The sequence below is a fragment of the Micromonospora sp. LH3U1 genome (assembly GCF_028475105.1).
Lineage (GTDB): Bacteria > Actinomycetota > Actinomycetes > Mycobacteriales > Micromonosporaceae > Micromonospora.
This window is the reverse complement of record NZ_CP116936.1, coordinates 4373430-4397696: the sequence shown is the minus strand read 5'-3', so window position 1 is coordinate 4397696 and position 24267 is coordinate 4373430. Positions and strand designations below refer to the sequence as shown.

At 71.8% G+C, this 24267-nt stretch carries 19 protein-coding genes; 10 read left to right on the top strand and 9 right to left on the bottom strand.

Going from position 1 to position 24267, the window contains the following annotated elements:
* Positions 1-81: 81 nt before the first annotated feature.
* From PCA76_RS20125 to PCA76_RS20100, 6 genes are all read right to left on the bottom strand, one after another.
* The gene (locus PCA76_RS20125) at positions 82-789 is read right to left on the bottom strand and encodes a cellulose binding domain-containing protein (protein WP_272612007.1); all 708 of its coding nucleotides are present in this window, start codon (positions 787-789) and stop codon (positions 82-84) included.
* Between the two features lie 107 nt (positions 790-896).
* On the bottom strand, positions 897-1277 hold the full coding sequence (locus PCA76_RS20120) for a DUF742 domain-containing protein (RefSeq protein ID WP_272612006.1): 381 nt from the start codon (positions 1275-1277) through the stop codon (positions 897-899).
* Entirely contained in the window at positions 1255-1704 is a 450-nt protein-coding gene (locus tag PCA76_RS20115; protein WP_272612005.1) for a roadblock/LC7 domain-containing protein, read from the bottom strand. The genes PCA76_RS20120 and PCA76_RS20115 overlap by 23 nt, the downstream gene beginning before the upstream one ends.
* On the bottom strand, positions 1701-3629 hold the full coding sequence (locus PCA76_RS20110; RefSeq protein WP_272612004.1) for a sensor histidine kinase: 1929 nt from the start codon (positions 3627-3629) through the stop codon (positions 1701-1703). Before PCA76_RS20110 ends, PCA76_RS20115 begins: the two co-directional genes overlap by 4 nt.
* Entirely contained in the window at positions 3626-6190 is a 2565-nt protein-coding gene (locus PCA76_RS20105; protein ID WP_272612003.1) for a helix-turn-helix transcriptional regulator, read from the bottom strand. Before PCA76_RS20105 ends, PCA76_RS20110 begins: the two co-directional genes overlap by 4 nt.
* 5 nt (positions 6191-6195) lie before the next feature.
* A complete protein-coding gene (locus PCA76_RS20100) occupies positions 6196-7461 on the bottom strand; it encodes an Hsp70 family protein (RefSeq protein ID WP_272612002.1) in 1266 nt (421 codons plus the stop codon).
* A 297-nt stretch (positions 7462-7758) separates the two neighbouring features.
* Between PCA76_RS20100 and PCA76_RS20095 the strand changes: the two genes are divergently transcribed.
* The 3 genes from PCA76_RS20095 (at position 7759) to PCA76_RS20085 (ending at position 12072) form a co-directional block, all read left to right on the top strand.
* Positions 7759-8643, top strand: a complete 885-nt coding sequence (locus tag PCA76_RS20095; protein ID WP_272612001.1) for an IniB N-terminal domain-containing protein — start codon at positions 7759-7761, stop codon at positions 8641-8643.
* A gap of 115 nt (positions 8644-8758) precedes the next feature.
* Positions 8759-10615: a dynamin family protein gene (locus PCA76_RS20090; RefSeq protein ID WP_272612000.1), complete on the top strand. Its 1857-nt coding sequence runs from the start codon at positions 8759-8761 to the stop codon at positions 10613-10615.
* Positions 10612-12072, top strand: a complete 1461-nt coding sequence (locus PCA76_RS20085) for a hypothetical protein (RefSeq protein WP_272611999.1) — start codon at positions 10612-10614, stop codon at positions 12070-12072. The genes PCA76_RS20090 and PCA76_RS20085 overlap by 4 nt, the downstream gene beginning before the upstream one ends.
* A gap of 74 nt (positions 12073-12146) precedes the next feature.
* Here the strand turns inward: PCA76_RS20085 and PCA76_RS20080 are convergent, their stop codons facing one another.
* Positions 12147-12437 carry a DUF1540 domain-containing protein gene (locus PCA76_RS20080; protein ID WP_272611998.1) on the bottom strand — a complete coding sequence of 97 codons (291 nt, stop codon included), beginning with the start codon at positions 12435-12437 and terminating at the stop codon, positions 12147-12149.
* Between the two features lie 316 nt (positions 12438-12753).
* Between PCA76_RS20080 and PCA76_RS20075 the strand changes: the two genes are divergently transcribed.
* From PCA76_RS20075 to PCA76_RS20065, 3 genes are all read left to right on the top strand, one after another.
* The gene (locus tag PCA76_RS20075) at positions 12754-16695 is read left to right on the top strand and encodes a ThuA domain-containing protein (protein WP_272611997.1); all 3942 of its coding nucleotides are present in this window, start codon (positions 12754-12756) and stop codon (positions 16693-16695) included.
* 105 nt (positions 16696-16800) lie between these two features.
* Complete coding sequence (locus PCA76_RS20070; protein ID WP_272611996.1) at positions 16801-17148, top strand: PadR family transcriptional regulator; 348 nt, start codon at positions 16801-16803, stop codon at positions 17146-17148.
* The gene (locus PCA76_RS20065; RefSeq protein WP_272611995.1) at positions 17145-18218 is read left to right on the top strand and encodes a hypothetical protein; all 1074 of its coding nucleotides are present in this window, start codon (positions 17145-17147) and stop codon (positions 18216-18218) included. The genes PCA76_RS20070 and PCA76_RS20065 overlap by 4 nt, the downstream gene beginning before the upstream one ends.
* Before the next feature lie 141 nt (positions 18219-18359).
* Here PCA76_RS20065 and PCA76_RS20060 read toward each other — a convergent pair whose 3' ends face one another.
* Positions 18360-18818, bottom strand: a complete 459-nt coding sequence (locus tag PCA76_RS20060) for a septum formation initiator (protein WP_272611994.1) — start codon at positions 18816-18818, stop codon at positions 18360-18362.
* 102 nt (positions 18819-18920) lie between these two features.
* On the opposite strand from PCA76_RS20060, the gene PCA76_RS20055 reads away from it, so the two are divergent.
* The 4 genes from PCA76_RS20055 (at position 18921) to PCA76_RS20040 (ending at position 22242) form a co-directional block, all read left to right on the top strand.
* Complete coding sequence (locus PCA76_RS20055; protein WP_272611993.1) at positions 18921-19616, top strand: response regulator transcription factor; 696 nt, start codon at positions 18921-18923, stop codon at positions 19614-19616.
* A complete protein-coding gene (locus PCA76_RS20050; protein ID WP_272611992.1) occupies positions 19613-20902 on the top strand; it encodes a sensor histidine kinase in 1290 nt (429 codons plus the stop codon). The genes PCA76_RS20055 and PCA76_RS20050 overlap by 4 nt, the downstream gene beginning before the upstream one ends.
* Positions 20903-20930: 28 nt before the next feature.
* The gene (locus tag PCA76_RS20045; RefSeq protein WP_272611991.1) at positions 20931-21485 is read left to right on the top strand and encodes a DUF5872 domain-containing protein; all 555 of its coding nucleotides are present in this window, start codon (positions 20931-20933) and stop codon (positions 21483-21485) included.
* 229 nt (positions 21486-21714) lie between these two features.
* On the top strand, positions 21715-22242 hold the full coding sequence (locus PCA76_RS20040) for a PepSY domain-containing protein (protein WP_272611990.1): 528 nt from the start codon (positions 21715-21717) through the stop codon (positions 22240-22242).
* Positions 22243-22338: 96 nt separating this feature from the next.
* Here the strand turns inward: PCA76_RS20040 and PCA76_RS20035 are convergent, their stop codons facing one another.
* Entirely contained in the window at positions 22339-24231 is a 1893-nt protein-coding gene (locus PCA76_RS20035) for an ABC transporter ATP-binding protein (protein ID WP_272611989.1), read from the bottom strand.
* Between the last annotated feature and the right edge of the window lie 36 nt (positions 24232-24267).

The window sequence follows — 24267 nt, the reverse complement described above, 5'->3', positions numbered from 1 at the left end:
CCGGCCTGCCGGTCGGCGTAGGTGGCCAGCGCGGAACGCTGGGTGTACCGCACTCGATCGGCTCCGGCTGGCTCGGGCCGGTCAGTTCGGCAGACCGGTGCAGGCGGCCCCGTCGATGGTGCACGCCTTGGGGGCGGCACCGGCCAGCGAACCGTTGACCCGGAACGTCACCCGGATCGAAGCGTTAGCGGGCACCTGCGCGGCGCTTCCGTCCGGTACGAACGTCCACACCGCACCGTCCCGGCTGGCCCGTGCGCCCTCGACCGCGCTGACGCCCAGCGACTCCCGGGACAGGGTGACGACAAGCGTCCACTGCGGCACCGACACCGCCCCGGGATTACTGATCGTCACGGCCGCGCCATAACTGAGCAGGGCGTTGTCCGCGATGGCGAAGTCGGCGTTCAGAGCAACCGGGGTGGTCGAAGCAGTCGAACCGGTCGGTGTGGGCCTGACCGACGCCACGGCGGTCGGTGGGACCGAGGTGGTCGACGCGGCTGGCGGGGGAGCGGGCACCGCCGGGCTGGTGACCGCCGGTTGCGCCTGCGCCCGAGGACTGCCGGCTGGTGGCGTGCCCACCTGCTCGACGGACGATGGCGGGTCGAGGGTCACCGGTGTCAGCTTCTCCGGCGTACGCAGCACCCCGACGACGGAGACGGCTGTCGCGACCAGCACCCCGAGCGCCGCGATCACGGCCACCCAGGTGGCCCGCGAGACGTCGTCCCGACCGGTGATCACCCGCCGTGCGGCCGTGCCGAAAGCCACGATCCGGTCCAGCAGAATGATCGCCACAGTACGGCGTGGCTGGGGTGGTGTTGCCGGCACTGCCTGTCTCCCCTTCAGTTCGTCGCCGGGCGCGTGCCCGCGATCCGTCCGGGTCGCGGATGGCACCTGCCCTGTCACAGGCCGCGAAGCCCGACGAGTATCGCTTCGAGCAGATCCTCGGTCGGCAGCTCCGACAGCACCGGCGGGTCGTGCGTCTCGATCAGCCCGGCCGTGTGCAGGTCACCGAGCAGCACCCGGACGGTCCCCAGCGGAAGGTCCAACTCGGCGCCGACCTCCGCCACCGACACTGGATGGTGACACAGCTCGACGATCCGCGCCTGTTCGGGGAAGAGCGGTGTGGACGGCGTGACCGCCCGCCGAGCGACGACCAGTGAGATCAGGTCGAACTGGCCGCGCGCGGGTGCGGTGCGCCCGCCGGTCATCGTGTAGGGCCTGGCTACCGGGCCCGCGTCCTCGTCGTACCACGCCTCGTCAGCGGTGCCGGTGGTCTGCACCTGTGTCCCCGATCGTCGCCGAGGAGGCCGGTCCCAGACTGATCGGCAGGTGCCGCTCGGCCTGCCCCACGAAGAGCGCCACCTCGTACGCCATGTCGCCGACCTCGACGTCGTCGCCGGCGATCCGTACGGTGAGGATGGTCCCGTTCGGGATGGTGGCGATGAACAGGAACGCTCGCGACATCTGCACCACGACCTGGCGCAGGCCACCTCCCTCGCAGGTCCGGGTGGCTGCCAGCCCCAACGCGATCAGACCGGCGACCACGCCGGCGATCTGCTCGGCAAACTTCGCCTCCACCTGCCGGGAACCGCCGAGGGGCAGCCCGTCCGGAGAGAGCACCACGGCGAACTCCGCGCCGTGCACTCGGTCGACCAGGCGGTCCAGGGCATCGGTCAGGCCGTTGTCGGTGACCACTGCGGACGTCATGGGTGTCTCCTCGCTGCTTTCGCGACCGGCATCTCGACTGTGTCGAGGGCGGTCCTGCCGTGTTCGGGGCCTGTCGGCCCGGTGTGGCGGACCCGCGTCGGCAGTTCGCCGTCGCCGCTCGGGTCGGGCAGGTCTGCGCCGTTGCGGGCCGGCGGGTACGGGGTGCCGGGTGGCGCGGTGGCCGGTGCACGGTCGGTGCCGCGCACCGTGACGAGCCGGGCCGGGAGGAGCACGATCGCCGCCGTACCACCGCGCTGGCTGGGACGCAGCGAGACGTGCGCGCCACAACGGCTGGCCAGCACGGCGGCGGCGTACAAACCCGCGGGGCCGGTGGGCGGGCCGTCCGGGGGTGGGTTGCCGAGCAGGTGGTTCGCCTCGGCCAACGCGGACTCGTCCAGGCCAGGCCCGTCGTCGATGACCAGGACGGCGCAGCCCTGCGGTCGGTGCTCGCCGGTGACCCGGACGGTGGTGTCCGCGGCGGAGAAGGCCAGGGCGTTCTCGATCAGCTCCGACAGCAGGTGGATGACGTCCGTGACGGCGGGGCCGGCGAGCGACCACGGCCAGTGCGGCGCGATCAGGACCCGGTGGTAGTCCGGCACCTCGGCGACCGCGCCGCGGGCGACGTCGAGCAGTGGCACCGGGCGCCGCCAACGGCGGGCGGGCGTCGCGCCGGCGAGGGCGATCAGCGTCTCCACGTTGCGACGGATCCGGGTGGTGAGGTGGTCGAGCTGGAACAGCTCGCTGGTCTCCTCGGCGGACCGCTCCCGGCGCTGCATCCCGTCCAGCAGGCTGAGCTGATCGCGCAACAGGACCTGGTTGCGTCGGGTGAGCCGCAGGAACAGCTGCTGGTTGGCGCTGTCCGGCGTCGGCGGGGCATCCCGGTCCCGGGCCAGGGTGTCGACGTCCGGCCTGGTCAGTTCGCCGATCAGGCGTCGGACGGTGCCCGCCCAGCTCAACAGCAGCACGAGCACGACGATGAGGCCGAGCCCCACCACGGTGCCCGTACGCGCGACGATCCCGGCGGCACTCGGCGTGGCCCGCTCGACGCTGCTGCGGGCGGTGGTCGTCACCAGCGTCTGGAGCGCGTCGAGGGCGGCGTCCGCAGCGGCCCGCCAGGCCTGGATGGTGATGCCAGCCAGGGCGTTGGCCGTGTCGGCCCGGAGCAGCCTTTCCTCCAACGCGAGCAGGTCCGCGAACTCGGGGCCCGCCGCGAGTCGCTGATGCTCGCCCTGGCCGTCGACGGGCAGCCCGGCTGCCGCCTCGGTGCGCGCGTACCGCTGGTTGCTGACGAGTTCGGTCACTCGGCGCCGCTCGTCGACACCGAGTCGTCCACCGGTCAGGGCCGTGCTGACCAGGGTGTCCTCCCGGGCGAGCAACTCCCGGGCGCGGGCAAGCGCGATCACGGCACGGGTGTCGACGGCCAACGCGCTCTCGTACGCGCCCCACTCCGGGCCGTACACCCGGAAGGCGACGTCGATGACCTGGTCGTACCCGTCGACCGCTTGTGCCCGGTCGAGCCGCCCGGTGTCCACCTGCGACCGGATCGTGCCCAGGCCGTTGAGCCGCCGGACCAGTTCGCCGGCCCGGTCGCGGACCTCGCCGGCGCTGAGCAGCCGCAGGTCGTGGCCCTCGGTGAACTCGCGGACCTCGGCGGCTGCCCGGTCGGTGCTCTCGCGGATCCCGACCAGCGGAGCCGCCGTCGACGTGGCCCCGGCGATCGTCTCGGTGGTGAGCCGGCGTTCGGCCTGCAGGCTGAGGATCAGGCGGTCGATGGGCTGGCCCAGGGTGTCCGCCAGGGCCCGTACGCGCAACAGGTCGACGGCGTCCTGGCTGGCCACGTAGGCCGCGTACGACCAGAGCGTGATCAGGACGGCGGCCAGCACGACCAGCCTGGCCCGGATCAGTCGGACCTCGTTACGCGTCACGCTCCGCTCCGCTGTGGCCATGGCTGCCCGGCCGTGTCGCTGGCCCGGTCGGCGAGGATGGTGCGCAGCAGGGCCAGCAACTCCGCGCGGTTGGCGCAGTTGAGCCGGTTGCGCATCCGCGCCACGTGATGTTCGACGGTCTTCGCCGAGATGAAGAGCCGATCCCCGATCTCCCGATAGGTCAACCCGGCCAGCACCAGCTCGGCAACCTCGTACTCGCGGTCGCTGAGCCCCTGCTGGGTGGGGCCGGTGACCCGGGCTGTGCTCGTACCGGTCGTCGGTGTCTGCCCGCCGTGGCTGCCGGGTGGTCGCCCCTGCAATGCCCGCGCGCACTCCAGCAGGGTGGTCATGGCCCGCCGGTCCGCGGTACGGATCGCGGCCTGGCCGGCGAGGCGGGCACCGTCCCAGCACAACCCGGTGTCGTGCAACCCTCGGGCGGCGGCCTCCACCCGGGCCGGGTCGACGACACCCCGGAGCACCTCCACCCAGCTCTCCGCGGCTGCGGCGACCACGGCGGCGTACCGGCTGTGGTCCGCGGCGGTGAGCAGCGCGGCGACATGTTCGTCGGCGACCGCCGGCTCGCCGGTCAGGATCGCGGCGTGCAGCCCACTCCAGTGCAACGGCACACTCCACAGTGGTGGATGGCCGAGTCGGCCGAGCAGCGCGCGTCCCTCCCGCAGGTACGCCTCAAGTCGGGCCAGGTCACCCAGCCGCGCGCCGGCGATGGCCAGCTCACCCAGCGGCAGCAGCGTGAACAGGTCGACGGGGTGGCGAACCACCGCCTCCAGCGCCTGCCCCCAGCCACGCTTGAGCGCCCCGAGGTCGCTGTTGCGCCGGGCGATGCCCATGCGGATCGCGGCCGCGAAGAGCAGGTCGCGTGACTCCAACTGCCGCCCGTCGAGCGTCGCCGTGGCGAGGCGCTCGGTCGCGGCGTGCGTCTCGCCACGGACCATCAGGATCCAGGCCTGCAACAGCCGGTGGCGGCGAGCCATCAGCGGGCCGCCGACACCGGCACCCAGGGCCCGGTGCAGGACCCGCTCGGCGATCTCCAGCTCACCGCAGTGCACCGCGGTCAACGCGGCGAGCGCCGCCGGGCTGTCCGGTAGGAGCGCCGCCCGCCCGTCCGGCTCCAGCAGCGCGGCGGCCTGCACGAGCGCGGAGAGCGCGGCGGTCGGCGGACCGGTCACGCTCTCGCGTACCCCGTCGGCCATGAGGCGGGCGGCGCTGGCGTGCAGGGTTGGTGGTTCGCCCGCCGGGTCGCCCGTCGGCGGCCCGGCGGTGGCGCTCAGGTCGCCCGTGGCGAGCCCGCCGACGATGGCGAACGCCACCGCCGAGGCGGTGCCCGCCCACCGGTACAACTCCACGCTGCGACCGATGTGACCACGGTGTGCCAGGGCGGTCGCGGCCACCACGGCCGCCTCGGAGCGGTCGGGCGGAGCGGCCGTGGCCAGCAGGCGGTCCGCCAACCGCAGGGCGTCGTCGAGGTTGCCGGCGAGGGCGGCGGCGAGCGCCTGCTGGGCGCCGGCCGGCTGTCCGGCCGCCGTGGCCGCCGCGAACAGGTCGGCGGCGAGCGCCGGCTCGTCGGCCAGAGCCTCACCCGCCGCGGCTGCCAGGGTCGAGGCCGGGCAGTCGCCGAGCGCGCCGACCGCGAGCAGGGAGCGAACCAGCGGCAGCACCGCGCCGCCCCGCGCGAGCTGCAACTCGGTGAGCCGGCGCCAGACCGCGGTCCGGTCGGTGGTGGGGCTGAGCGTCGTGACGGCCCGCCGTACGATCGGCGCGAGCCGGCCGTCGGCGCCGAGCAGCCCGGCCGCCCTCGTCGTGGCGATCAGTTGGTCCACCGCCGCGGGCTCCCGGCCCAGGATTGCGCCGAGCGTGCTCACCGACAGCGGCCCGCCCGCCGCGACGGCGAGCAGCAGTCGTCGTACGGCCTCGGGCTGCACGTCCAGGTCCGGCCCGAGTTCGAGGACGACGGACCGGGGTGGTGTGACCACCGCGCCGGTCAGGGTCTCCGCGCCGGCCAGGCCGCGAGCCAGCCGTTCGACGTCCCGGGGTACGCCGGAGGTCTGTGCGTGGACGAAGTCGACCAGGTCGTCGTGGCGGCCCAGCTCGGGCGTGGCGACGAGGTAGGCGGCGGTCTGCTCCCGGGTGAACGGCGTGAGCAGCACGGCCTGCCCGTCGCGCCGTAGCGTGTCGACCAGCTCGCTGAGCGCCGCGGACCGGGGCCACGGGCGGTGGGCGACCACCAGCCGGTGCCGACGTGTGGCGACCAGACGCAGCAACACCCCGATCCGTGTGTCGTCGAGCAGGTGTGCGTCGTCGACCAGCAGCACCGTGTCGGGGTCGACCGGTTCGCCCGGCTCCGGGGCGGCCGAGCGGACGGCGATCCCGACCCGCTGGTGGACCCTGGCCAGCTCCGCGAGCAGGGCGGTCTTTCCGTGACCGCCGGGGCCGGCGACGCCGACGGTGAGTGGGCCGGTCGGATCCTGTGCGACCGCGTCCAGCAGGGCCTGTGGCCCCTTGTCCAGCGTCAGCCCGGATTCGGCGATGTCATTCATGATCATTAAGGTCATCCTTCGCGTCCCCGGCTGCGGGCCAGCGCCAGGCGGGACGGCTTCGGCAGTTCCAGTGGGAGGATCCGGACCGGGGGCCGCGGTGGCGGATCGCCCGGGACGGTGGTGTCGGGGTGGGGGCGGCGCGGTGCCGGGATGGTGGCCCGCCCGGCGCCACTGGGCGGTCCCGCCTCGCGAACCGGTGCCGGGTGGCGAGGGCGCGGCGACACCACCTGGCAGGCGGCCATCGCCGCCCCGGTGGCGGCGGTCAGTTGGGAGTCCGGCTCCACCTCGACGGGGATCGGGAGGGCCGCGCTGATCAGCTCGGTGACGAGCGGAATGCGGGTGGAGCCGCCCGCCAGCAGGACACCGTCGAGCTGTGCCGGCGTCAGGTTGGCGCTCTGCACGGCCCGGAGCAGGAGGTCGACGGTGGCCTGCACCGTCGGGCGGATCATGTCTTCGAATTGCGCCCGGGTCACCGGTATCCGTGCCGGGCCGTTCGGTAGGGCCAGCACCACGTCGGCCGTCAGATCGACGGTCAGCACCCGCTTGACCCGGTCACACTCCGCGCGCAGCCCGCGCAGCGCGGCCTGGGCGCCGCGGCGTGCGGTGGCGGCCAACTCCCGGGCCAGCAGGGTACGCGTGTGCCCGGCCAGCGCTTCGTCGAAGTCGGCCCCACCGATCGAGTCGAGCCCCTGGGGCGTACCGAACGTCTCGTACGTGCCGCGCGGGGTGCGACGCACCAGGGCCGCCTCGAAGCTGTTGCCCCCCAGGGCGTAGACGACGGCCGTGGTGCCCGCGAACCCGCGGGCCGCGTGGCTCTCGGCCACCGTGACCGTGCGGGGCAGCAACGTCACGTGGCGCAGCCCGAAGTCCGACAGTGCCCGGTGCAGCACCTCCCGCCGGTAGGGGCGCCACCCCGCCGGATGGCTGAGCACGATGGCCTCGGCCGGGCCGCCCTCCAGGGCGTGCACCCGCTCCACCACCCACGCCGCCAGTTCCGCGGTCAGCGTCTGCGGCGCGCACGCCTCGCCGCCGAGCAGCAGGGGCACGTCATCGCCGATCCGGTGGACGAAGTCCCGCGTGGTGCGGCTGCCGTCGTCGGTCGCGGGCTCGCCGACGTGCAGCGAGCCGTCTTCCGACAGGCAGAGCACCGACGGCACGAGAGTGGAGCCGACGTGCAGCGGGACGGCTTCGGGACGGGTCCAGGTCGTGCCGTGTCGCCGAGCGACCGCGGCGGCCGTGTTGGTGCTTCCGATGTCTATCCCCAGGACGTACGGCATCGTCTCTTTCCTCCCCGTGAGGTGGCCGGTTGCTGGCGATGGCGTCGGTGCTGCCCGACGACCCACCCCCGGCGGACCCCGCGGGCTCCTACGTTCGTACCAGAGATCAGTCCCTGGTCGGGACCCTAATCTCGCCGGGACGGTTTCCCCCTCTCCCCCTAACGTACGAGGCGGCGAGGCCCCTAGTTCAACCGGCCCGGATGCGGGCCGAGCCCCGATGTCCGGGGGTGGGCCCGGCAATAGCGTCACTGTCGACGTACGACACTCGCCGACGCCACATCCGAGGAGAACCGGCACATGGACTCGCAACAGACCCTCCACGACTTCGTGCTCGACCTGCTGACGAACCCCGACGCGCGGTCGGCCTTCGACCTCGACCCCGAGGGTGCGCTGCGAGCCGCGGGTCTCACCGACATCACCGCGGCGGACGTGCAGGACGTCGTGCCGTTGGTCGTCGACTACGCGCCGGGGCAGGGCCTCGCGTCGTTGGCGCCGCCCGTCGGGCAGCTCGGGTTCGACCCGCTGGTGACCGACTCCACCGACGTGGTGGGCCAACTGCAGAGCGTGGCGCAGCAGATCAGCGTCACGAGCTCTCCGACCGGCGTGGACGTCAAGGCCGGCGTGCTCGGCGCCATCGCGGTCGACCCGTCAACCGCCGCCGCCGGGGTCACCGTGCTGCCGGGGATCGGCCTGGGCGTCGGCCCGTACGGCCTCGACACCGACCTGGCCGGTGTCTCCGACGTGGCGCACACCCTCGACGCCGACGTGGTGCAGCCGGTGGACGCGATCGCTGACCCGGTGCTCGGGGACGCCACCGGGGTGGTCGGCGATCCGACCGGCCTGCTCGGCGCAACCGACCCGGGTCTGCTCGGTGGCGACCTGACCGGCGGTGTCCTCTCCGGGACCCACGGTCAGATCAATGGCCTCGTCGGTTCCCTCGGTGTCGACGACACCCTGGGCGGGCTGGGCCTTGGGCACGGCGGTGGCGTTGTCGAGAGCGTCGTCCCAGCGCTCGACGTGCCGTCCGCAGTGGGCGGTGTGACGCACCAGGTGGACGGTCTCCTCCCCGGTGTCACCGGCACGGTCGGTGAGGTGACCGGCGGAGCCACCGATGGTGTGCTGGGCGACTCGCACGCTTCCCCTGACCATGGATTGCTGGGTATCACCGGCGGTCTGCTCTGACGGGGACCTCCGGTAGGAACGGGAGGCCGGATCGTCTCGGGCGATCCGGCCCTCTCCGGTTCCACATCCGGTCCCTCTTGATAATTGAGCCGAAATCCGCACACTTGGTGCGGTGATGGCCGGGATCTGGTTGGACGTGCTGGACGAGATCTCCCGTACGTGCAATGCACACGCTCGTGGTGACCTGCTCCAGACGGTGCGGCAGAAGCGTGCCCAACTGCTGGACCCGACGCTTCGCGTCCTGGTCATCGGTGAGCCGAACCAGGGCAAGAGCCAGCTGATCAACGCGATCATCAACGCGCCGGCGTGCCCGGTCGGCGACGGCCGCACGACGGTCCTACCGACCGTGGTGCAGCACGCCGATACCCCGTCCGCCACGGTGGCGCAGGCTCCGCCACCGGCCCCGGGCCGTCCCGCCGGCACTGCCGCCCCGGTGACTGTCGAGCGGACCCCGGTGGCGCTCAACCAGGTCGCGGCGGGCGTGGCAGGCATGGTCGGGCGTCGGTCGGGCGGCGGCCCCGCGTACGTCGAGATCGGGGTGCCCCGTGCCCTGCTCGGCGCCGGGCTGGTGCTGGTGGACACTCCCGGCACCGACGAGGTCGCCGGTATCGGCGGCGCCGCCTCGGTCGCTGCTCCCGCCCGCGCGGACACCGTGCTGCTGGTCTCCGACTCCACCCGGGAGCTGTCGGTTGCCGAGCTGAACATGCTGCTGCACGTCATGCGCTCGCACCCGAACGTGGTCGTGGTGCAGAGCAAGACCGATCTGGTGGCGGACTGGCGTGCGGTCGCCGAGCGCAACCGGCAACACCTGGCCGAGGCCGGCGTCCCTGCGACGTTGATCCCGGTCTCGGCGACGCTGCGACTGCGCGCTGCCGCGGCCGACGACCGTGGCCTCAACGCCGAGTCCGGCTTTCCCGTGCTGATCGCCCGACTGCAGCGTGACCTGGCCGGTAAGGCCGACCATCTGGCCCGGGCGTCGGTGCAGACGGTGGCCCGGACGGTGGTGGAGCAGTTGGCCGCGCCGCTGCGCGCCGTGCTGGCGACCGAGGAGGCCGAGGAACAGTCCGGGCCGATCTCCCGGCTGCACGCGGCGCAGCGTGAGGTCGACGAGCTGCGCCGATGCTCCACCCGGTGGCAGCACACGCTCAGCGACGAGGTCGCCGACCTGCTCTCCGACATCGAGTACGACCTTCGCGACCGGACGCGACAGATCCTGCGCACGGTGGACGAGGCGTTCGACACGGCCGATCCGTTGGTCGCCTGGGACACCTTTCAGGACTGGCTGGAGAGGAGCCTCGTGGAGGCGGCGGAGGCCAACCACGAGTGGCTCATCCAGCGCTGCGACTGGATCGCCCGCCGGGTGGCCGCCAACTTCAACCGGTACGGCTACGACGTGCTGCCGCCCTGGTCGATGACGATGCCGGACGACATCGGCGAGCGGCTGCCGGAGCTGCAACGGCCGACGATCGACCGGTTCACGACGGGCCAGAAGCTGTTCAGCGGCATGAAGGGCTCGTACGGCGGCATGCTGATGTTTGGTCTGGCGACCACGCTGGCCGGGATGCCTATGATCAACCCGGTTTCGGTCGGCATCGGGGCGCTCTTCGGTGGCAAGAGCATCCGCGACGAGAGCAAGCAGCTGCTCCGTCGCCGCCAGGCGACCGTCAAGACGGCCATCCAGCGGCACGTCGACGACTTCTTCGTCCGGATGATCCGGGACTGTCGGGACGCCGCCCGGCAGGTGCAGCGGATGCTGCGGGACCACTTCACGGGGCTGACCGAGGAGCTCCAGGAAGCCATCGTCCAGTCATTTCGGAGCGCGAAGCAGGAGGCCGACACCGATGCCTCCCTGCGCGAGCAGCGGCAGCGCGAGGTCCGGTTGAAGATGGCCCGGCTGGCCGCGCTCTATGAGCAGGCTCAGCAGTTGACCGACACCCGTTCCGCCCCGCTGCTGTTGGAGCCGCAGGCATGACCGTGGGGCTGCGCTTGGACGAGGCGGCATGGGGTCTGCTGCACCAGGCCATCGACCTCTACCAGGACAATCCCCGGGCGGTCGGGCAGTTGCGGCATCAGGTGGCCCGGTTGGAGCAACCGCTGCGGATCGCGGTTGCCGGCCCTTGGCGATCCGGTAAGTCGACGGTCCTCAACGCGCTGATGGGCGAGGAGGTCGCGCCGGTCGAGAGGGCGGACGGTGTCTTCACCTGGTACGAGGACGGCGCCGCGCCGCGCGCCACCGCCTACCCGGCCGGTCAGCCTCCGCAGGAGCTGACGGTGGTCAAGTCGGCAACCGGGCTGCGGGTGGATCTCGGCTGGGGCGCGGGGGAGGTGCGCGACATCGTGGTGCAGTGGCCGACGCGGGCGCTGCGGCAGGTCACGCTGATCGACACCCCGGCGATCACCGGCACCGGTGAGCAGGGCCGCGCGCCGGTGTTGGAGCGGGTGCTGCGGGACGCCGACGCGGTGTTGTACCTGACCCGCGACGGCCGTGACAGTGATCTGCGGGTGCTGGAGTCCGGCCGGGACAGCGCCGTCGGGCAGACGGCTCCGGTCAACGTGATCATGGTGCTGTCCCGGGCGGATGAGACCGGCGGAGGCCGGATCGACGGCCTGCTCACCGCTCGCCAGCTCGCGCGGCGGCACTACCGCGATCCGCGGGTGAACGCGCTCAGCGTGAACGTGGTGGCGTGCAGTGGGTTGATCGGCCTGGCGGGCAGGATGCTCGGCGAGTCGGACTTCGCCGCGCTCGCGACCCTGGCCCAGGTGCCCCGCGCCGAGCTGGACGCACATCTGATCTCCGCCGACCGCTTCCTCCGTGGCGAGTTGCCGGTACGGCTGGACACCGAGGTGCGCGCCGCGCTGCTGGGTCGGTTCGGGGTGTTCGGTGTCCGGCTGGCGGCCACGTTGGTCCGCAGTGGATTCGACAGTCGGGTGAAGCTCTCTGTCGAGCTCATTCGGCGCAGTGGTCTCACCGAGCTGCGTGAGTCCGTGCTGCGCTGTTTCGTCGATCGCCGCGACGCGCTCAAGGCCCGGTCCGCGCTGGCCGCGGTGGAGGCGCTGCTGCGCGCCGAGCCGACCCGGGGTTCTGACGAGTTGGTCGGCGCGGTCGAGCAGATCCTCGCCGGTGCGCACGAGTTCCGGGAGCTACGCCTGCTGGTGGCGTTGCGAAACACCCGGCTCGGCTTCGACGCCGAGCTGGCCGCCGAGGCGCAACGGCTGGTCGGGGGTAACGGGGTGGGTCTCGCCGCCCGGCTCGGTGTCGAGCACGAGGCGACCGTGCAGCGACTCTGGGAGGTCGCCGCTGACGCGCAGTGGCGATGGCGGGACCGGGCCGAGGACCCCCTGCTCCCGTTGGCGCAGAGGCGTGGGGCCCAGGTCGTCGTCCGTAGCTGCGAGGGAATGATCGCCGAGCTGGTCGCGGGCGGTCGCTGAGAGCTGGCGGCGGCGGCTTCTGACGCGCGGTGGGGGCGCCGTGACGGCCGCCCCCGCCGGTGCACGCGGAAAGCTCACCGTGGCTGATACGTCTGGCAGTCGGCGATGTCCTGGCCCGGGCCGACCCGAATGGACGGTGCGTGGCACTCCAGCTCGGCGTTGTGCTCGCAGTCGGCACGCTTGCAGGCCCCGACCTGGGCGATGACGCGGTCCAGCCCGCCCTTGGTCGAGGTGTCGATGAACGTGGCGCAGCTGGCGTTCTGCTGCCCGATGGTGATGGCGAACGCGTGGCAGCCGTCGTGGTTGTAGCCGCAATCGGTGACCGAGCATTCATGTACCCGCGGCATCTCCAGCATGTCAGTCATGAGCGGTCTCGCTTCCGTCGGTGGTGCCGGGCACATCCAGTACCCGACTACGACGGGACAAACCCCCATCAGTCATACTTTCAGGGATATTTTGGGTAGGGCAGCCTTCCCTAACCGGCAGGTCGTGGCCCGAAAACCGTTATTCGATCTCACTCTGAACAGTCGCCTCTGACCTGCGGAGATAACGCTCTCACGGATGGTGGGAGAGGGCTTGACGCGCCCGTGATCCAAACGCAACGATGCATTTACATCTCTCGTCCCGTCACCGCCAGGCGTGATCGGCGCACGCCGTCCTCGTACCGCGAAAGGACCTACAGTGCGCAGATCCCTGAGATCGTGGCTCGGCGTCACGCTGAGCGCGATCCTCGTGGCGAGCGGCATCGTCGCCATGCCACCCACGGCCAGCGCCGCACCGTTCACCGTGCTGGTCTTCAGCAAGACCGCCGGATTCCGGCACGGATCCATCACCCCGGGCGTCACCGCCATCCAGCAGCTCGGCGCCGCCAACGGTTTCACCGTCGAGGCCACCGAGGACGCCGCCCAGTTCACCGACGCCAACCTGGACCGTTTCGCCGCGGTGATCTGGCTGTCCACCACCGGCGACGTGCTCAACGCCGCCCAGCAGGCCGCCTTCGAGCGCTACATCCAGGGCGGCGGCGGGTACGTGGGCGTGCACGCCGCCTCCGACACGGAGTACGACTGGCCCTGGTACGGCGGGCTGGTCGGGGCGTACTTCGCCTCGCACCCGGCCGAGCAGACCGTCACCGTCAAGGTCGCCGACCAGGTGCACCCGTCCACCGCGACGCTGCCGCAGCGGTGGAGCCGGTTCGACGAGCTGTACAACTACCGCACCAATCCCCGGGGCAACGTGCACGTGCTGGCCACGCTGGACGAGAGCGCCTACACCGGCGGAAGCATGGGGGCCGACCACCCGATCTCCTGGTGCCAGAACTACTCCGGCGGTCGAGCCTGGTACACGGGCCTCGGTCACACCGACGCCTCGTTCACCGAGGCGACCTTCCGTCAGCACCTGCTCGGCGGCATCATGACCGCGTCCGGCGCGGTCGGCGCCGACTGTGGCCCCACCGTCACCAGCAGCTTCCAGCAGGTGGAACTGGCCAAGGGCGCCGCCGAGACCGGCGAGCCGATGAGCCTCACCGTCCTGCCGGACCGGGGCGTGCTGCACACCTCCCGCAACGGCGTGATCCGGCACACCGACGCCGCCGGCAACACCAAGGTCGCCGCCACCCTGCCGGTCTACACCGGGGACGAGGAGGGCCTGCAGGGCATCAAGGCCGACCCCAACTTCGCCACCAACCGCTGGGTGTACGCGTACTTCGCGCCACCACTGAGCACCCCCGGTGGCGGTGCCCCGGCCACCGGCACCCCGGCCGACTTCGCCGTCTGGGACGGCGTGAACCGGCTGGCCCGGTTCACGGTCAACGCGGACAACACCATCAACCTGGCCAGCGAGACGTTGATCCTGAACGTGCCCACCAGTCGGGGCATGTGCTGCCACGTCGGCGGTGACATGGACTTCGACGCGGCGGGCAACCTCTACCTGTCCACCGGTGACGACACCAACCCGTTCGACTCGGCCGGCTTCACCCCGATCGACGAGCGGGCCGGCCGCAACCCGGCCTTCGACGCGCAGCGCACCTCCGGCAACAGCAACGACCTGCGCGGCAAGGTCCTCCGGATCAAGCCGAGCGCGGCCGGCGGGTACACCATCCCGGCGGGCAACATGTTCGCACCGGGCACCGCGCGGACCCGCCCGGAGGTCTACGCGATGGGCTTCCGCAACCCGTTCCGGATGAGCGTGGACAAGGCCACCGGCATCGTCTATCTCGGTGACTACGGTCCCGACGCGGGCACTGCCGACCCGAACCGGGGGCCGGCGGGCAACGTCGAGTTCGCCCGGATCGACCGGCCCGGCTTCTACGGGTGGCCGTACTGCACCGCCCGCAACGACGCGTACAACGACTACACCTTCCCCTCCGGCCCGTCCGGGCCGAAGTTCAACTGCGCGGGCGGACCGGTCAACAACTCGCCCAACAACACCGGCATCACCCAGCTGCCGCCGGCCATTCCGGCGTGGCTGCCGTACGGCGGCTCCGGCTCGCCGCCGGAGTTCACCGGCGGTGGCCTGTCGCCGATGGGCGGCCCGGTCTATCGGTACGACCCGAACAACACCTCGCCGGTGGCGTTCCCCGAGTACTACGACGGGACCTACTTCGCCGGTGAGTTCGGCCGCCGCTGGATCAAGAACATCAAGCTCGACCCGGCGGGCCAGCCGCTGAAAATCAACCCGTTCCCGTGGACCGGTACCCAGGTCATGGACATGGAGTTCGGACCGGATGGTGCGCTCTACGTGCTCGACTACGGCACGGGCTGGTTCAACGGCGACGCCAACTCGGCGCTGTACCGCATCGAGTACGCCCGTGAGGGCAGGGCACCCGTCGCGGTCGCCTCAGCCACCCCGACCAGCGGCACCGCACCGCTGACCGTGGCCTTCTCCTCGGCCGGCACCCTCGACCCGGACGGGGATCCATTCACCTACGCCTGGGACTTCGACAACAACGGCACCACCGACTCGACCACGGCGAACCCGACCTTCACGTACACCACCAACGGGACCCGCAGCCCGACGCTGACGGTCCGGGACACCACCGGCAAGACGGCCACCGCGAGCGTGGTCGTCACGGTCGGCAACAGTGCCCCGGTGGTCACCGTGAACACCCCGTTGAACGGGCAGACCTTCAATTTCGGGGACGCGGTGCCGTTCTCCGTCACCGTCACCGACGCTCAGGACGGTGCGGTCAACTGCGCCCGGGTGAAGGTGAACTACGTCCTCGGCCATGACTCGCACGGCCACCAACTCGGCAGCGTGCAGGGCTGCACCGGGGTCATCCAGACGTCGGCCGACGGCGAGCACGACTCGGCGGCGAACATCTTCGGCATCATCGACGCCGAATACACCGACCTGGGCGGGGGCGGCCAACCGCCGCTGACCACGCACACCCAGGCGGTGCTGCAACCGCGGCTGCGCCAGGCCGAGCACTTCGGCGACTCGTCCGGCGTCCAGATCGTCGCCGGGGCAGCCGGGCACGGCGGCGCCGCGGTCGGCTACATCGACAACAACGACTGGATTTCGTTCCGCCCCTACAACCTGACCGGCATCCAGTCGTTCAGCGCCCGGGTTGGCGCCCCGGCCGGCGGCGGCGGCACCCTGGAACTGCGGGTCGATTCACCCACCGGGCCGCTGGTCGGCTCGGCCACCGTCGTGCCCACCGGCGGGTACGCCACCTTCGCCACGGTCACCGGTGGGGTCACCGCCCCGACCGGCACCCGGACCCTGTTCCTGGTCTTCAAGGGCGCCGGGCCGTGGTTCGACATCGACGAGTTCACCCTCTCCACCAGCCCCGGCGGTCCCGGTCCGGACCCGGATCCGGACCCCGAGCCGGGTGCCAACCTGGCCCGGGGCAAGCCGGCCCGAGCGTCCAGCTTCGAGGGCGCGTTCGTCGCGGCCAACGCGTTCGACGGCGTGGCCGGTACCCGGTGGGGCAGCGCGTTCGGTGACCCGCAGTGGATCGACGTGGACCTCGGTGCCACGTACTCCATCAACCGGGTCAAGCTGACCTGGGAGGCGGCGTACGGCAGCGGGTACCAGATCCAGACCTCGCCGGACGGGGTCACCTTCACCACGGTCCGGACGGTGACCGGCGGCGACGGCGGTGTGGACGACCTGACCGGGCTCACCGGCTCCGGCCGCTACATTCGGCTCCTCGGCACCACCCGGGGCACCGCCTGGGGCTACTCCCTGTTCGAGTTCGAGGTGTACGGCGGCACCGGTGGCCCGACCGGTCCCGGCACCAACCTGCTGTTGAACAAGCCGACGTTGACGTCCAGCAACGAGGGGGCCGACGTGGCCGGTGCCAAGGCGGTGGACGGCAGCCTCACCACCCGCTGGTCGAGCACGTTCTCCGACCCGCAGTGGATCCGGGTCGACCTCGGCACCCCCACCCCGATCGGTCGGGTCAAGCTGAGCTGGGAGGCGGCGTACAGCAGCGCGTACCAGATCCAGACCTCGAACGACGGCACCACCTGGACCACCGTGAAGACGGTGACCGGCGCCGACGGCGGCGTGGACGAGCACACCGCGCTCGGAGCCAATGGCCGCTACCTGCGGATCAACGGCACCGCCCGGGGCACCCCGTACGGGCACTCGCTCTGGGAGGTGGAGGCGTACACCAGCTGAACCACCACCGCTGACGTGGCCGGCACGGATGTCCGTGCCGGCCACGTCCGTCCCTGACCTACCGGCCTTCTTGCATATACCGTCTATCGGTATATGCTCCTCGATATGGCCGAGAGTCCACTTAGGGAACCGACGTTTCTGGTGCTCACCGCGCTGGCTGAGGCACCCAAGCACGGGTACGCCGTCATCGAGGACGTGCTGCGCATCTCCGACAACCGGGTGCGCCTGCGCGCTGGCACCCTCTACGCCGTCCTCGACCGGCTCCGCACCGACGGCCTCATCGAGGTCGAGCGCGAGGAGGTGGTGCAGTCGCGCCTACGCCGCTACTACCGCCTCACCGCCCTGGGGGCACGTCGGCTCGCCGAGGAGGCGGACCGCCTGCGACACAACGCGGACGCCGCTCGTGTGCGGCTGCGCCGCGGCGGCCTGCTGACCGATGGAGGTGCGGCGTGAGCAGCGACGATCTGGAGCGCCGCTATCGGCGGCTGCTGGCCGTCTATCCGTGGGAGCACCGCCGATCGTACGAGGACGAAATGCTGGCCGTGCTCCTCGCCGACGCGCGGCCGGGTCAACGGCGACCCGCCGCCGCTGACGTGCGGAACCTGGTGGGCGCAGGGCTGCGGGCACGGCTGCGGGTGGGCGCACGGGGGTTCACCGAGCCGACCTGGCCGGACGCGGCGACGGTCACGGGCCTGCTGGTCGGGCTCGTCCTGCTCGCCCTGACCGGGAAGTCGCTGCTCGACCAGCTCATCGGGCACCCGGGTCTACCGCCCGGGTTCGGGCCGGGCAGCGCGGACCTCGTCGACTGGCTCCGGGTCGCCGGCTGGGCGGGCGTCTGCGCGGCCGTGCTGGTCGGATGGCGCTGGGTGGCCGCCGGTCTGGCCTGGGCTGGCGTGATCGGCTGGGGCGCGCTGGTCGCCCCGCAGGCCGGCGACAACCTGACATACGTGGTGGACACCCTGCCCCAGCTCGCCCTAGCCGTCGTGGCGGCCGCCGCGCTGACCGTGCCGGTGCCGCGCCGCCGGGTGATCGCGCTGCTGGGCGTACGCCGGTTGGCGGCACTGCTGCTCGCGCCGGCCGCGATGGTCGCGCTGTTGGTGACGAACCGGGTGACCAGTCCCGCGTTCGACCCTGTCGACGGCGCGTCCTACCAGGTGTTCTACGGCATCGAGGCGGGCAGTGAGCTGGTCGTCTGGCTCTACGTCGCGGGTCTGGTGGCCGCCGTGCTGACCATGCTGGTCGCCCTGGCCAGGCTCGCCCCCGGGGTACGCCGACGGATCGTCGTCATGCTCCTCCCGGTGGCCGCACTGGCTCTGGTGATCGACAGCGCCCTCGCGGGTTGGGCCACCTCCACCGGGCACATGGGACACGTCATCCCCCTGGTGCCCGCGCAGTGGGCGATGCTGGTGCTCGTCCCACCGGTGACCTTCCTGGCCGGAGCGCTGCTCGTCCGTCGTCGAGAGGCGACCCTGCGCATGGTCGCCCTCGGTCGGGCCGCAGACCGCAACCACCCAACGCCCTAGCCGCAACGCCATGGCCCCCTCGGCCCGCGCGATCTTGCACTTTCTGCCCCGATCTAAGGGGCATGTCACGCAAAACGGCGACCGAACCTGCAAGATCGCGGGGCCCGGGAGCTGAGGGCCCTGGGGGAGTCAGATGTTGCGCTAGTCGTCGGCTACGGCGACGGGCTCTGAGCCGATGCAGCGCACCTTCAACTCGTACTTGCGGGTCGACCCCTCGAACGTGACCTCGACGTCGTCGTCCGGGCCCCGGTCCACATCGTGGACCCGGTAGCCCTGCGCGGGGGCCCAGGAGACGAGGCGTACGCCACCGGCACCGCACTCGGCCACGGCCGTGCCGCCGTCGGTGGCGAACCCTCGGCGGACCCCGGAACTGGCGCTCGGTGCGGCGGTGCCCGTCGTCCCCGGCCCGGGTGAGGCGGTGCTGGTGGGCGCCGGCTCGGGCGAGGCGAGCGCCCGTTCGATCTCGGCCTCGCTGCGCACCCCGCCCGGCGTGCCGGTGATGCTCTCACCCACCAGCCGGATCGCGCCCAACCCGATCAGGGTCGCCACGGCGGCGGTGGCCACCCAACCGGTGGCGACGAGGATCGAACGACGGCCCATCCCCTGACTATCCCCGATCCATCGTTGTCGTCGGCACATCGGGACGCTAAGGCATGGTTAACGCGCGCCGCACTGCCAGCCGCAGCGGTTAGCCTGCCAGCTGTGGCCCGCCTGCTGCTCATCGAGGATGACCTGACCATCCGTACCCCGCTGATCCGGGCGTTGCGGGAACGCGGCCATGCGGTGGCCGCCGCCTCGACCGCGATGGCCGGGCTCCGCGACGCCCTGGAGGACCGTCCCGACCTCGTCGTGCTCGACCTGGGCCTGCCCGACCTGGACGGACGCGAGCTGCTGCGGATGCTGCGCGCGGTCAGCTCGGTGCCGGTCATCGTGGCCACCGCGCGTGACGACGAAGCGGAGATCGTACGGGTGCTCGACGCGGGTGCCGACGACTACGTGGTGAAGCCGTTCACCGCGGCGCAGCTCGACGCCCGCGTCCGGGCGGTGCTGCGGCGAGGCCCCGTCGGCGCGGACGCGCAGGACCCGGCGCTCGTCGTCGGCGGGTTACGCGTCGACCCCCGAGCCCGACAGGTCACCCTGGACGGCGTTGCGGTCGAGCTGACGCCCCGCGAGTTCGACCTGCTGCACCACCTCGCCGGCCGGCCCGGCCAGGTGGTCACCAAACGTGAGCTGCTCACCGAGGTCTGGCAGATCCCGTACGGCGGCGCCGACAAGACTGTCGACGTGCACCTGTCCTGGTTGCGCCGAAAGTTGGGCGAGAGCGCCCAGCAGCCCCGCTTCCTGCACACCGTGCGTGGTGTCGGGGTGCGCCTCGAAGCGCCGGCGGCGCAGCCGTGAGGGCCCGGCTCGCGCTGCTGGTCGCCGCGGTCAGCGTGCTCACCCTCATCGCGTTCCTGGTGCCGCTGGCGCTGCTGGTCCGCACCGTCGCCGAGGACCGGGCCACCGTTCGGGCCACCGCCGACGCGCAGAGCCTGGTGCCGGTGGTCGGTACCGCCGACGCGACGACCATCCGGCTCACCGTCGAACAACTCGCCGCGGAGTCCGGACGCGCGGTGAGCGTCTTCCTGCCCGACGGGACGGTGCTGGGCGCCCAGACACCTCGTACGCCCGCGGTGGCCCTGGCCGCGCGCGGGCAGAGCCTCACCGGGGAGTCGGCGGCCGGCCGGGAGGTGGTGATCGCCGTGCAGGGGCGGGCGGACGGCACCGGGGTGATCCGGATCGTGGTGCCGCAGCACGAGCTGACCGCCGGGGTCACCCGTGCCTGGCTGGTGCTGGCGCTGCTCGGCGTGATCCTCGTGCTGATCGGGCTGCTTGTCGCCGACCGGCTGGCGCGCACACTGGTCCGGCCGATCAGCGACCTCTCCGACGTCTCGCACCGGCTGGCCAACGCCGAGCTGGACGCCCGGGTCACGCCAGCGGGCCCGGCTGAGCTGCGCGAGGTGGCCGGTGCGCTCAACCATCTCGCCACCCGGATCCAGGTGCTCCTGGTGCAGGAGCGTGAACAGGTCGCCGACCTGTCGCACCGGTTGCGTACGCCGCTGACGGCGTTGCGGCTGGAGGCGGAATCGTTGCGTGACCCGGACGACGCCACCCGGATCACCGCCGCCGCCGACGGCCTCGAACGGGCGGTCACCGGGCTGATCCGGCAGGCCCGGTGGCGCCACTCACCGACGGCGGAACCGGCCGATTCGGACGCGGCGGCGATCGTCGCCGACCGGGTCGCGTTCTGGTCGGTGCTGGCCGAGGACACCGGCCGGGCCGTCACCCTCGACCTGGCGCCCGGCCCGCTCCCTGTCGGCGTGGCCGCCGACGACCTGACGGCGGCCGTGGACGCCCTGCTCGGCAACGTCTTCGCGCACACCCCCGACGGGACGCCGTTCGCCGTCCGGCTCGCGCGCGACGCGGGGGAGGTGGTCCTCACCGTCGCCGACGAGGGCCCGGGCATGCCGGCGGGCGCGGTCCGGCGCGGCGCCAGCGCGGCCGGGTCGACGGGCCTCGGCCTGGACATCGCCCGGCGTGCCGCGCAGGCCGGCGGCGGTCGGCTGGAGCTGCGGGCCGGCCCGGACGGCGGGGCAGAGGTGTTGCTCCGGCTCGGACCACCGACGTCGCCCCGGGAGGCATAGCCGCCACGCCCCCGGGTAGCTGCCACCTATGGCGCGGTACACGAAACCCGAGCTCAGAGAGCAGATCAAGGAAGAGATCAAGGCTTCCGACAAGGGCGGCAGGCCGGGGCAGTGGTCGGCGCGCAAGTCACAGCTGGTCACCCAGGAGTACAAGAAGCGCGGAGGGGGATTCCTGGGCGAAAAGGACGAGCGGCAGAAGTCGCTCCAGCGCTGGGGCAACGAGAAGTGGCAGACGAAAGAGGGCGACACTCGTGCGCGCAAGGGCGGCACGACGAGTCGTTACCTGCCCAAGAAGGCTTGGGACGAGATGTCGGACAGCCAGAAGCGCGCGACCGATACCAAGAAGCGCGAAGCGTCCCGGTCCGGCAAGCAGTACGTCGCCAACACCGGGCCAGCCAAGCGAGCGCGTAAGGATGCCACCACGGCCGGCCGCATGTCGGAGATGTCGGTCGCTGAGGCGGCGAAGCTGGTCCGTGGCCTCGACACGCGACAGCTCAAGACCGCACTGCGCAACGAGCACGCGGGCAAGGACCGCAAGACGCTCATCCAGCGGCTCGAAGCGGAACTCAACCGGCGCGGCTGACCCACCACCCCCGTCTGTTCTTAGGCACGCCGATCAGGCCCGCCATCCAGCGAAATCGCGAATCTTGGACAGTTTCCGTTAGCCGCTGACGGAAACTGTCCAAGATTCAGACGGATTCGGCGCTGCCGTTACCTCGGGGCTTAACCCGGCCTTAGCGTCTGGACAGCGCGGTGCTATCCCAATCTGGCCGATCCTCGGAGTCGACAACCGAGGAAAGGTGGACACCACGATGAAGCGCACCAATCTGCTTCTGGCGACGGTCGGCGGGTCGGCGGTGCTGGCGGTGGCCGGGGTCGCGCTGGGCGTCAACGCCGCGAACGGCTCCCGGGCGGGCGGCACGGCACTCGCCGCGGTAACCGTTGCCCCAACGGCCACGGACGCGCCGGACGACAGCGCCACCACGGCCGCGCCGGGGACCAGCGGTACGCCGTCGAGCGGCACCCCATCGAGTACGCCGTCGACCGGCACTCCGCCGGCCGGCAGCGCGGTCGACGAGAAGCGCGCCGGTGAGATCGCGCTCGCCAAGGCCGGTGGCGGTCGGATCGTCGAGGTCGAGGCCGAGCAGGAGCACGGTCGACCGGTGTGGAGCGTCGAGATCGTCGCGGGCGACACCGAGCACGAGGTGGACGTCGACCGGGACAACGGCTCGGTGGTCAAGGCCGAGCAGGAGCCGGTCGACGACGACGGTGACGACCAGTCCGACGATGACGACCAGTCCGACGACGATGACGACGACGACAGCTCCGACGACGACTGACCGCCCGATGCCGCCGCCCGCCACGGGGATCACCCGGGGCGGGCGGCGGCATCGAGTCTGAGCAGGCGCGCCCCTGACTCAGGTACGGGAGGACCGTCAGATGGCGACCCGTTGCTCGCGGACCGCCGGCTGGTCCTGGTCGAACTGGGTGCGATACAACTCCTGATACCGGCCGCCGGCGGCGAGCAGGTCGCCGTGTCGCCCACGCTCGACGATGCGTCCGTCTTCGACGACGAGGATCTGGTCGGCCGCGCGGATGGTGGAGAGCCGGTGCGCGATGACCACGCTCGTCCGGCCGGTCAGGGCTTCGGCGAGGGCCTCCTGAACCGCAGCCTCGGAGGTGGAGTCGAGATGCGCGGTGGCCTCGTCCAGGATGACCACGCGCGGACGGGCCAGCAGCAGTCGCGCGATGGTGAGCCGTTGCCGTTCCCCGCCCGACAGGCGGTATCCGCGTTCGCCGACGACGGTGTCGAGCCCATCCGGAAGCGAGCGGATCAGGTCGTCGAGGCGGGCCCGGCGGAGCACCTCCCACATCTCGTCCTCGGTCGCGTCCGGCTGAGCGAACGCCAGGTTGGCGCGGATGCTCTCGTGGAAGAGATGCCCGTCCTGGGTGACCACGCCCAGCGCCGTCCGGATCGACTCGGCCGACAGGTCGCGTACGTCGACGTCGGCGAGTTTCACCGCGCCGTCCTCGACGTCGTACAGGCGGGGGACCAGCTGCGCGATCGTCGACTTGCCCGCCCCGGAGGAGCCGACGAGGGCGACCATCTGCCCCGCCTCGGCGCGGAACGACACCCCGTGCAGCACTTCCTCGCCGCTGCGGGCATCGAGCTTCACCACGTCTTCGAGAGACGCGAGCGACACCTTGTCTGCTGACGGGTAGCCGAACCGTACCCGGTCGAACTCCACCGCGACCGGCCCGTCGGGAAGCGGGCGGGCGTCGGGCCGGTCGAGGATCAGCGGCTTGATGTCGAGGATCTCGAACACCCTCTCGAAGCTCACCAGCGCGCTCATCACCTCCACCCGAGCGCTGGCCAGCGAGGTCAACGGCGCGTAGAGGCGCGACAGCAGCAGCGCGAGGGCGACCACGGTCCCGGCGTCGAGGCTGCCCCGGAGGGCGTAGAGACCGCCCAGCCCGTAGACCAGGGCCAGCGCCAGCGAGCCGACGACGGTGAGCGCGGTGATGAAGACCCACTGGAGCATGGCGGCACGGATGCCGATGTCCCGCACCCGACGCGCCCGCGCCGCGAACTCGGCCGACTCCTCGGCCGGCCGCCCGTACAGCTTGACCAGGGTCGCGCCGGGCGCGGAGAAGCGTTCCGTCATCCGCGTGCTCATGGCCGCGTTGTGCTCGGCCGCCTCACGCTGCAACTGGGCGAGCTTCGAACCCATCCGGCGCGCCGGGAGAACGAAGATGGGCAGCAGCACGAGCGCCAGCACCGTGATCTGCCACGAGAAGCTGAGCATCACCGCCAGCGTCAGTGCCAGGGTGACAGCATTGCCGACCACCCCGGACAAGGTGTCGCTGAAGGCCCGCTGCGCACCGATCACGTCGTTGTTCAGGCGGCTGACCAGCGCACCGGTCCGCGTCCTGGTGAAGAACGCCACCGGCATCCGCTGCACGTGGTCGAAGACGGCCGTCCGCAGCTGGACGATGAGCCCCTCACCGATGCTGGCGGAATGGAACCGCGTCACCAGACCCAGGCCGGCTTCGGCCAGGGCGATCACGGCGATCAGCACCGCCAAACGGATCACGACGCCGCCGTCGGCGCCGTCCACGATGGCCTCCACCACCCGTCCGGCGAGGACCGGTGCCGCCACCGTGAGGACCGCCGTCACCACACTCAACAGCAGGAACCTGACGATCAGGGCCCGGTGCGGCCGCGCGAATTCCACGATGCGCTTCAGGGTGACACGGGACAGCGGTCGTTCTTCCTGCGCGTTCATCGCGTGGTGCAGCGACGTCCACGCGGTAAATTCCATGCTCATGCCTTACCTCCGATACCGGAGGTTAGGACCTCACCC

Bases quoted from the DNA above. Each gene is read 5' to 3' on its own strand.
- PCA76_RS20095 (WP_272612001.1), top strand. From the start codon at position 7,759: ATGGACTCGCAACAGACCCTCCACGACTTCGTGCTCGACCTGCTGACG.
- PCA76_RS20040 (WP_272611990.1), top strand. From the start codon at position 21,715: ATGAAGCGCACCAATCTGCTTCTGGCGACGGTCGGCGGGTCGGCGGTG.
- PCA76_RS20085 (WP_272611999.1), top strand. From the start codon at position 10,612: ATGACCGTGGGGCTGCGCTTGGACGAGGCGGCATGGGGTCTGCTGCAC.
- PCA76_RS20115 (WP_272612005.1), bottom strand. From the start codon at position 1,704: ATGACGTCCGCAGTGGTCACCGACAACGGCCTGACCGATGCCCTGGAC.
- PCA76_RS20080 (WP_272611998.1), bottom strand. From the start codon at position 12,437: ATGACTGACATGCTGGAGATGCCGCGGGTACATGAATGCTCGGTCACC.
- PCA76_RS20045 (WP_272611991.1), top strand. From the start codon at position 20,931: ATGGCGCGGTACACGAAACCCGAGCTCAGAGAGCAGATCAAGGAAGAG.
- PCA76_RS20090 (WP_272612000.1), top strand. From the start codon at position 8,759: ATGGCCGGGATCTGGTTGGACGTGCTGGACGAGATCTCCCGTACGTGC.
- PCA76_RS20035 (WP_272611989.1), bottom strand. From the start codon at position 24,231: ATGAGCATGGAATTTACCGCGTGGACGTCGCTGCACCACGCGATGAAC.
- PCA76_RS20060 (WP_272611994.1), bottom strand. From the start codon at position 18,818: ATGGGCCGTCGTTCGATCCTCGTCGCCACCGGTTGGGTGGCCACCGCC.
- PCA76_RS20070 (WP_272611996.1), top strand. From the start codon at position 16,801: ATGGCCGAGAGTCCACTTAGGGAACCGACGTTTCTGGTGCTCACCGCG.
- PCA76_RS20105 (WP_272612003.1), bottom strand. From the start codon at position 6,190: ATGATCATGAATGACATCGCCGAATCCGGGCTGACGCTGGACAAGGGG.
- PCA76_RS20100 (WP_272612002.1), bottom strand. From the start codon at position 7,461: ATGCCGTACGTCCTGGGGATAGACATCGGAAGCACCAACACGGCCGCC.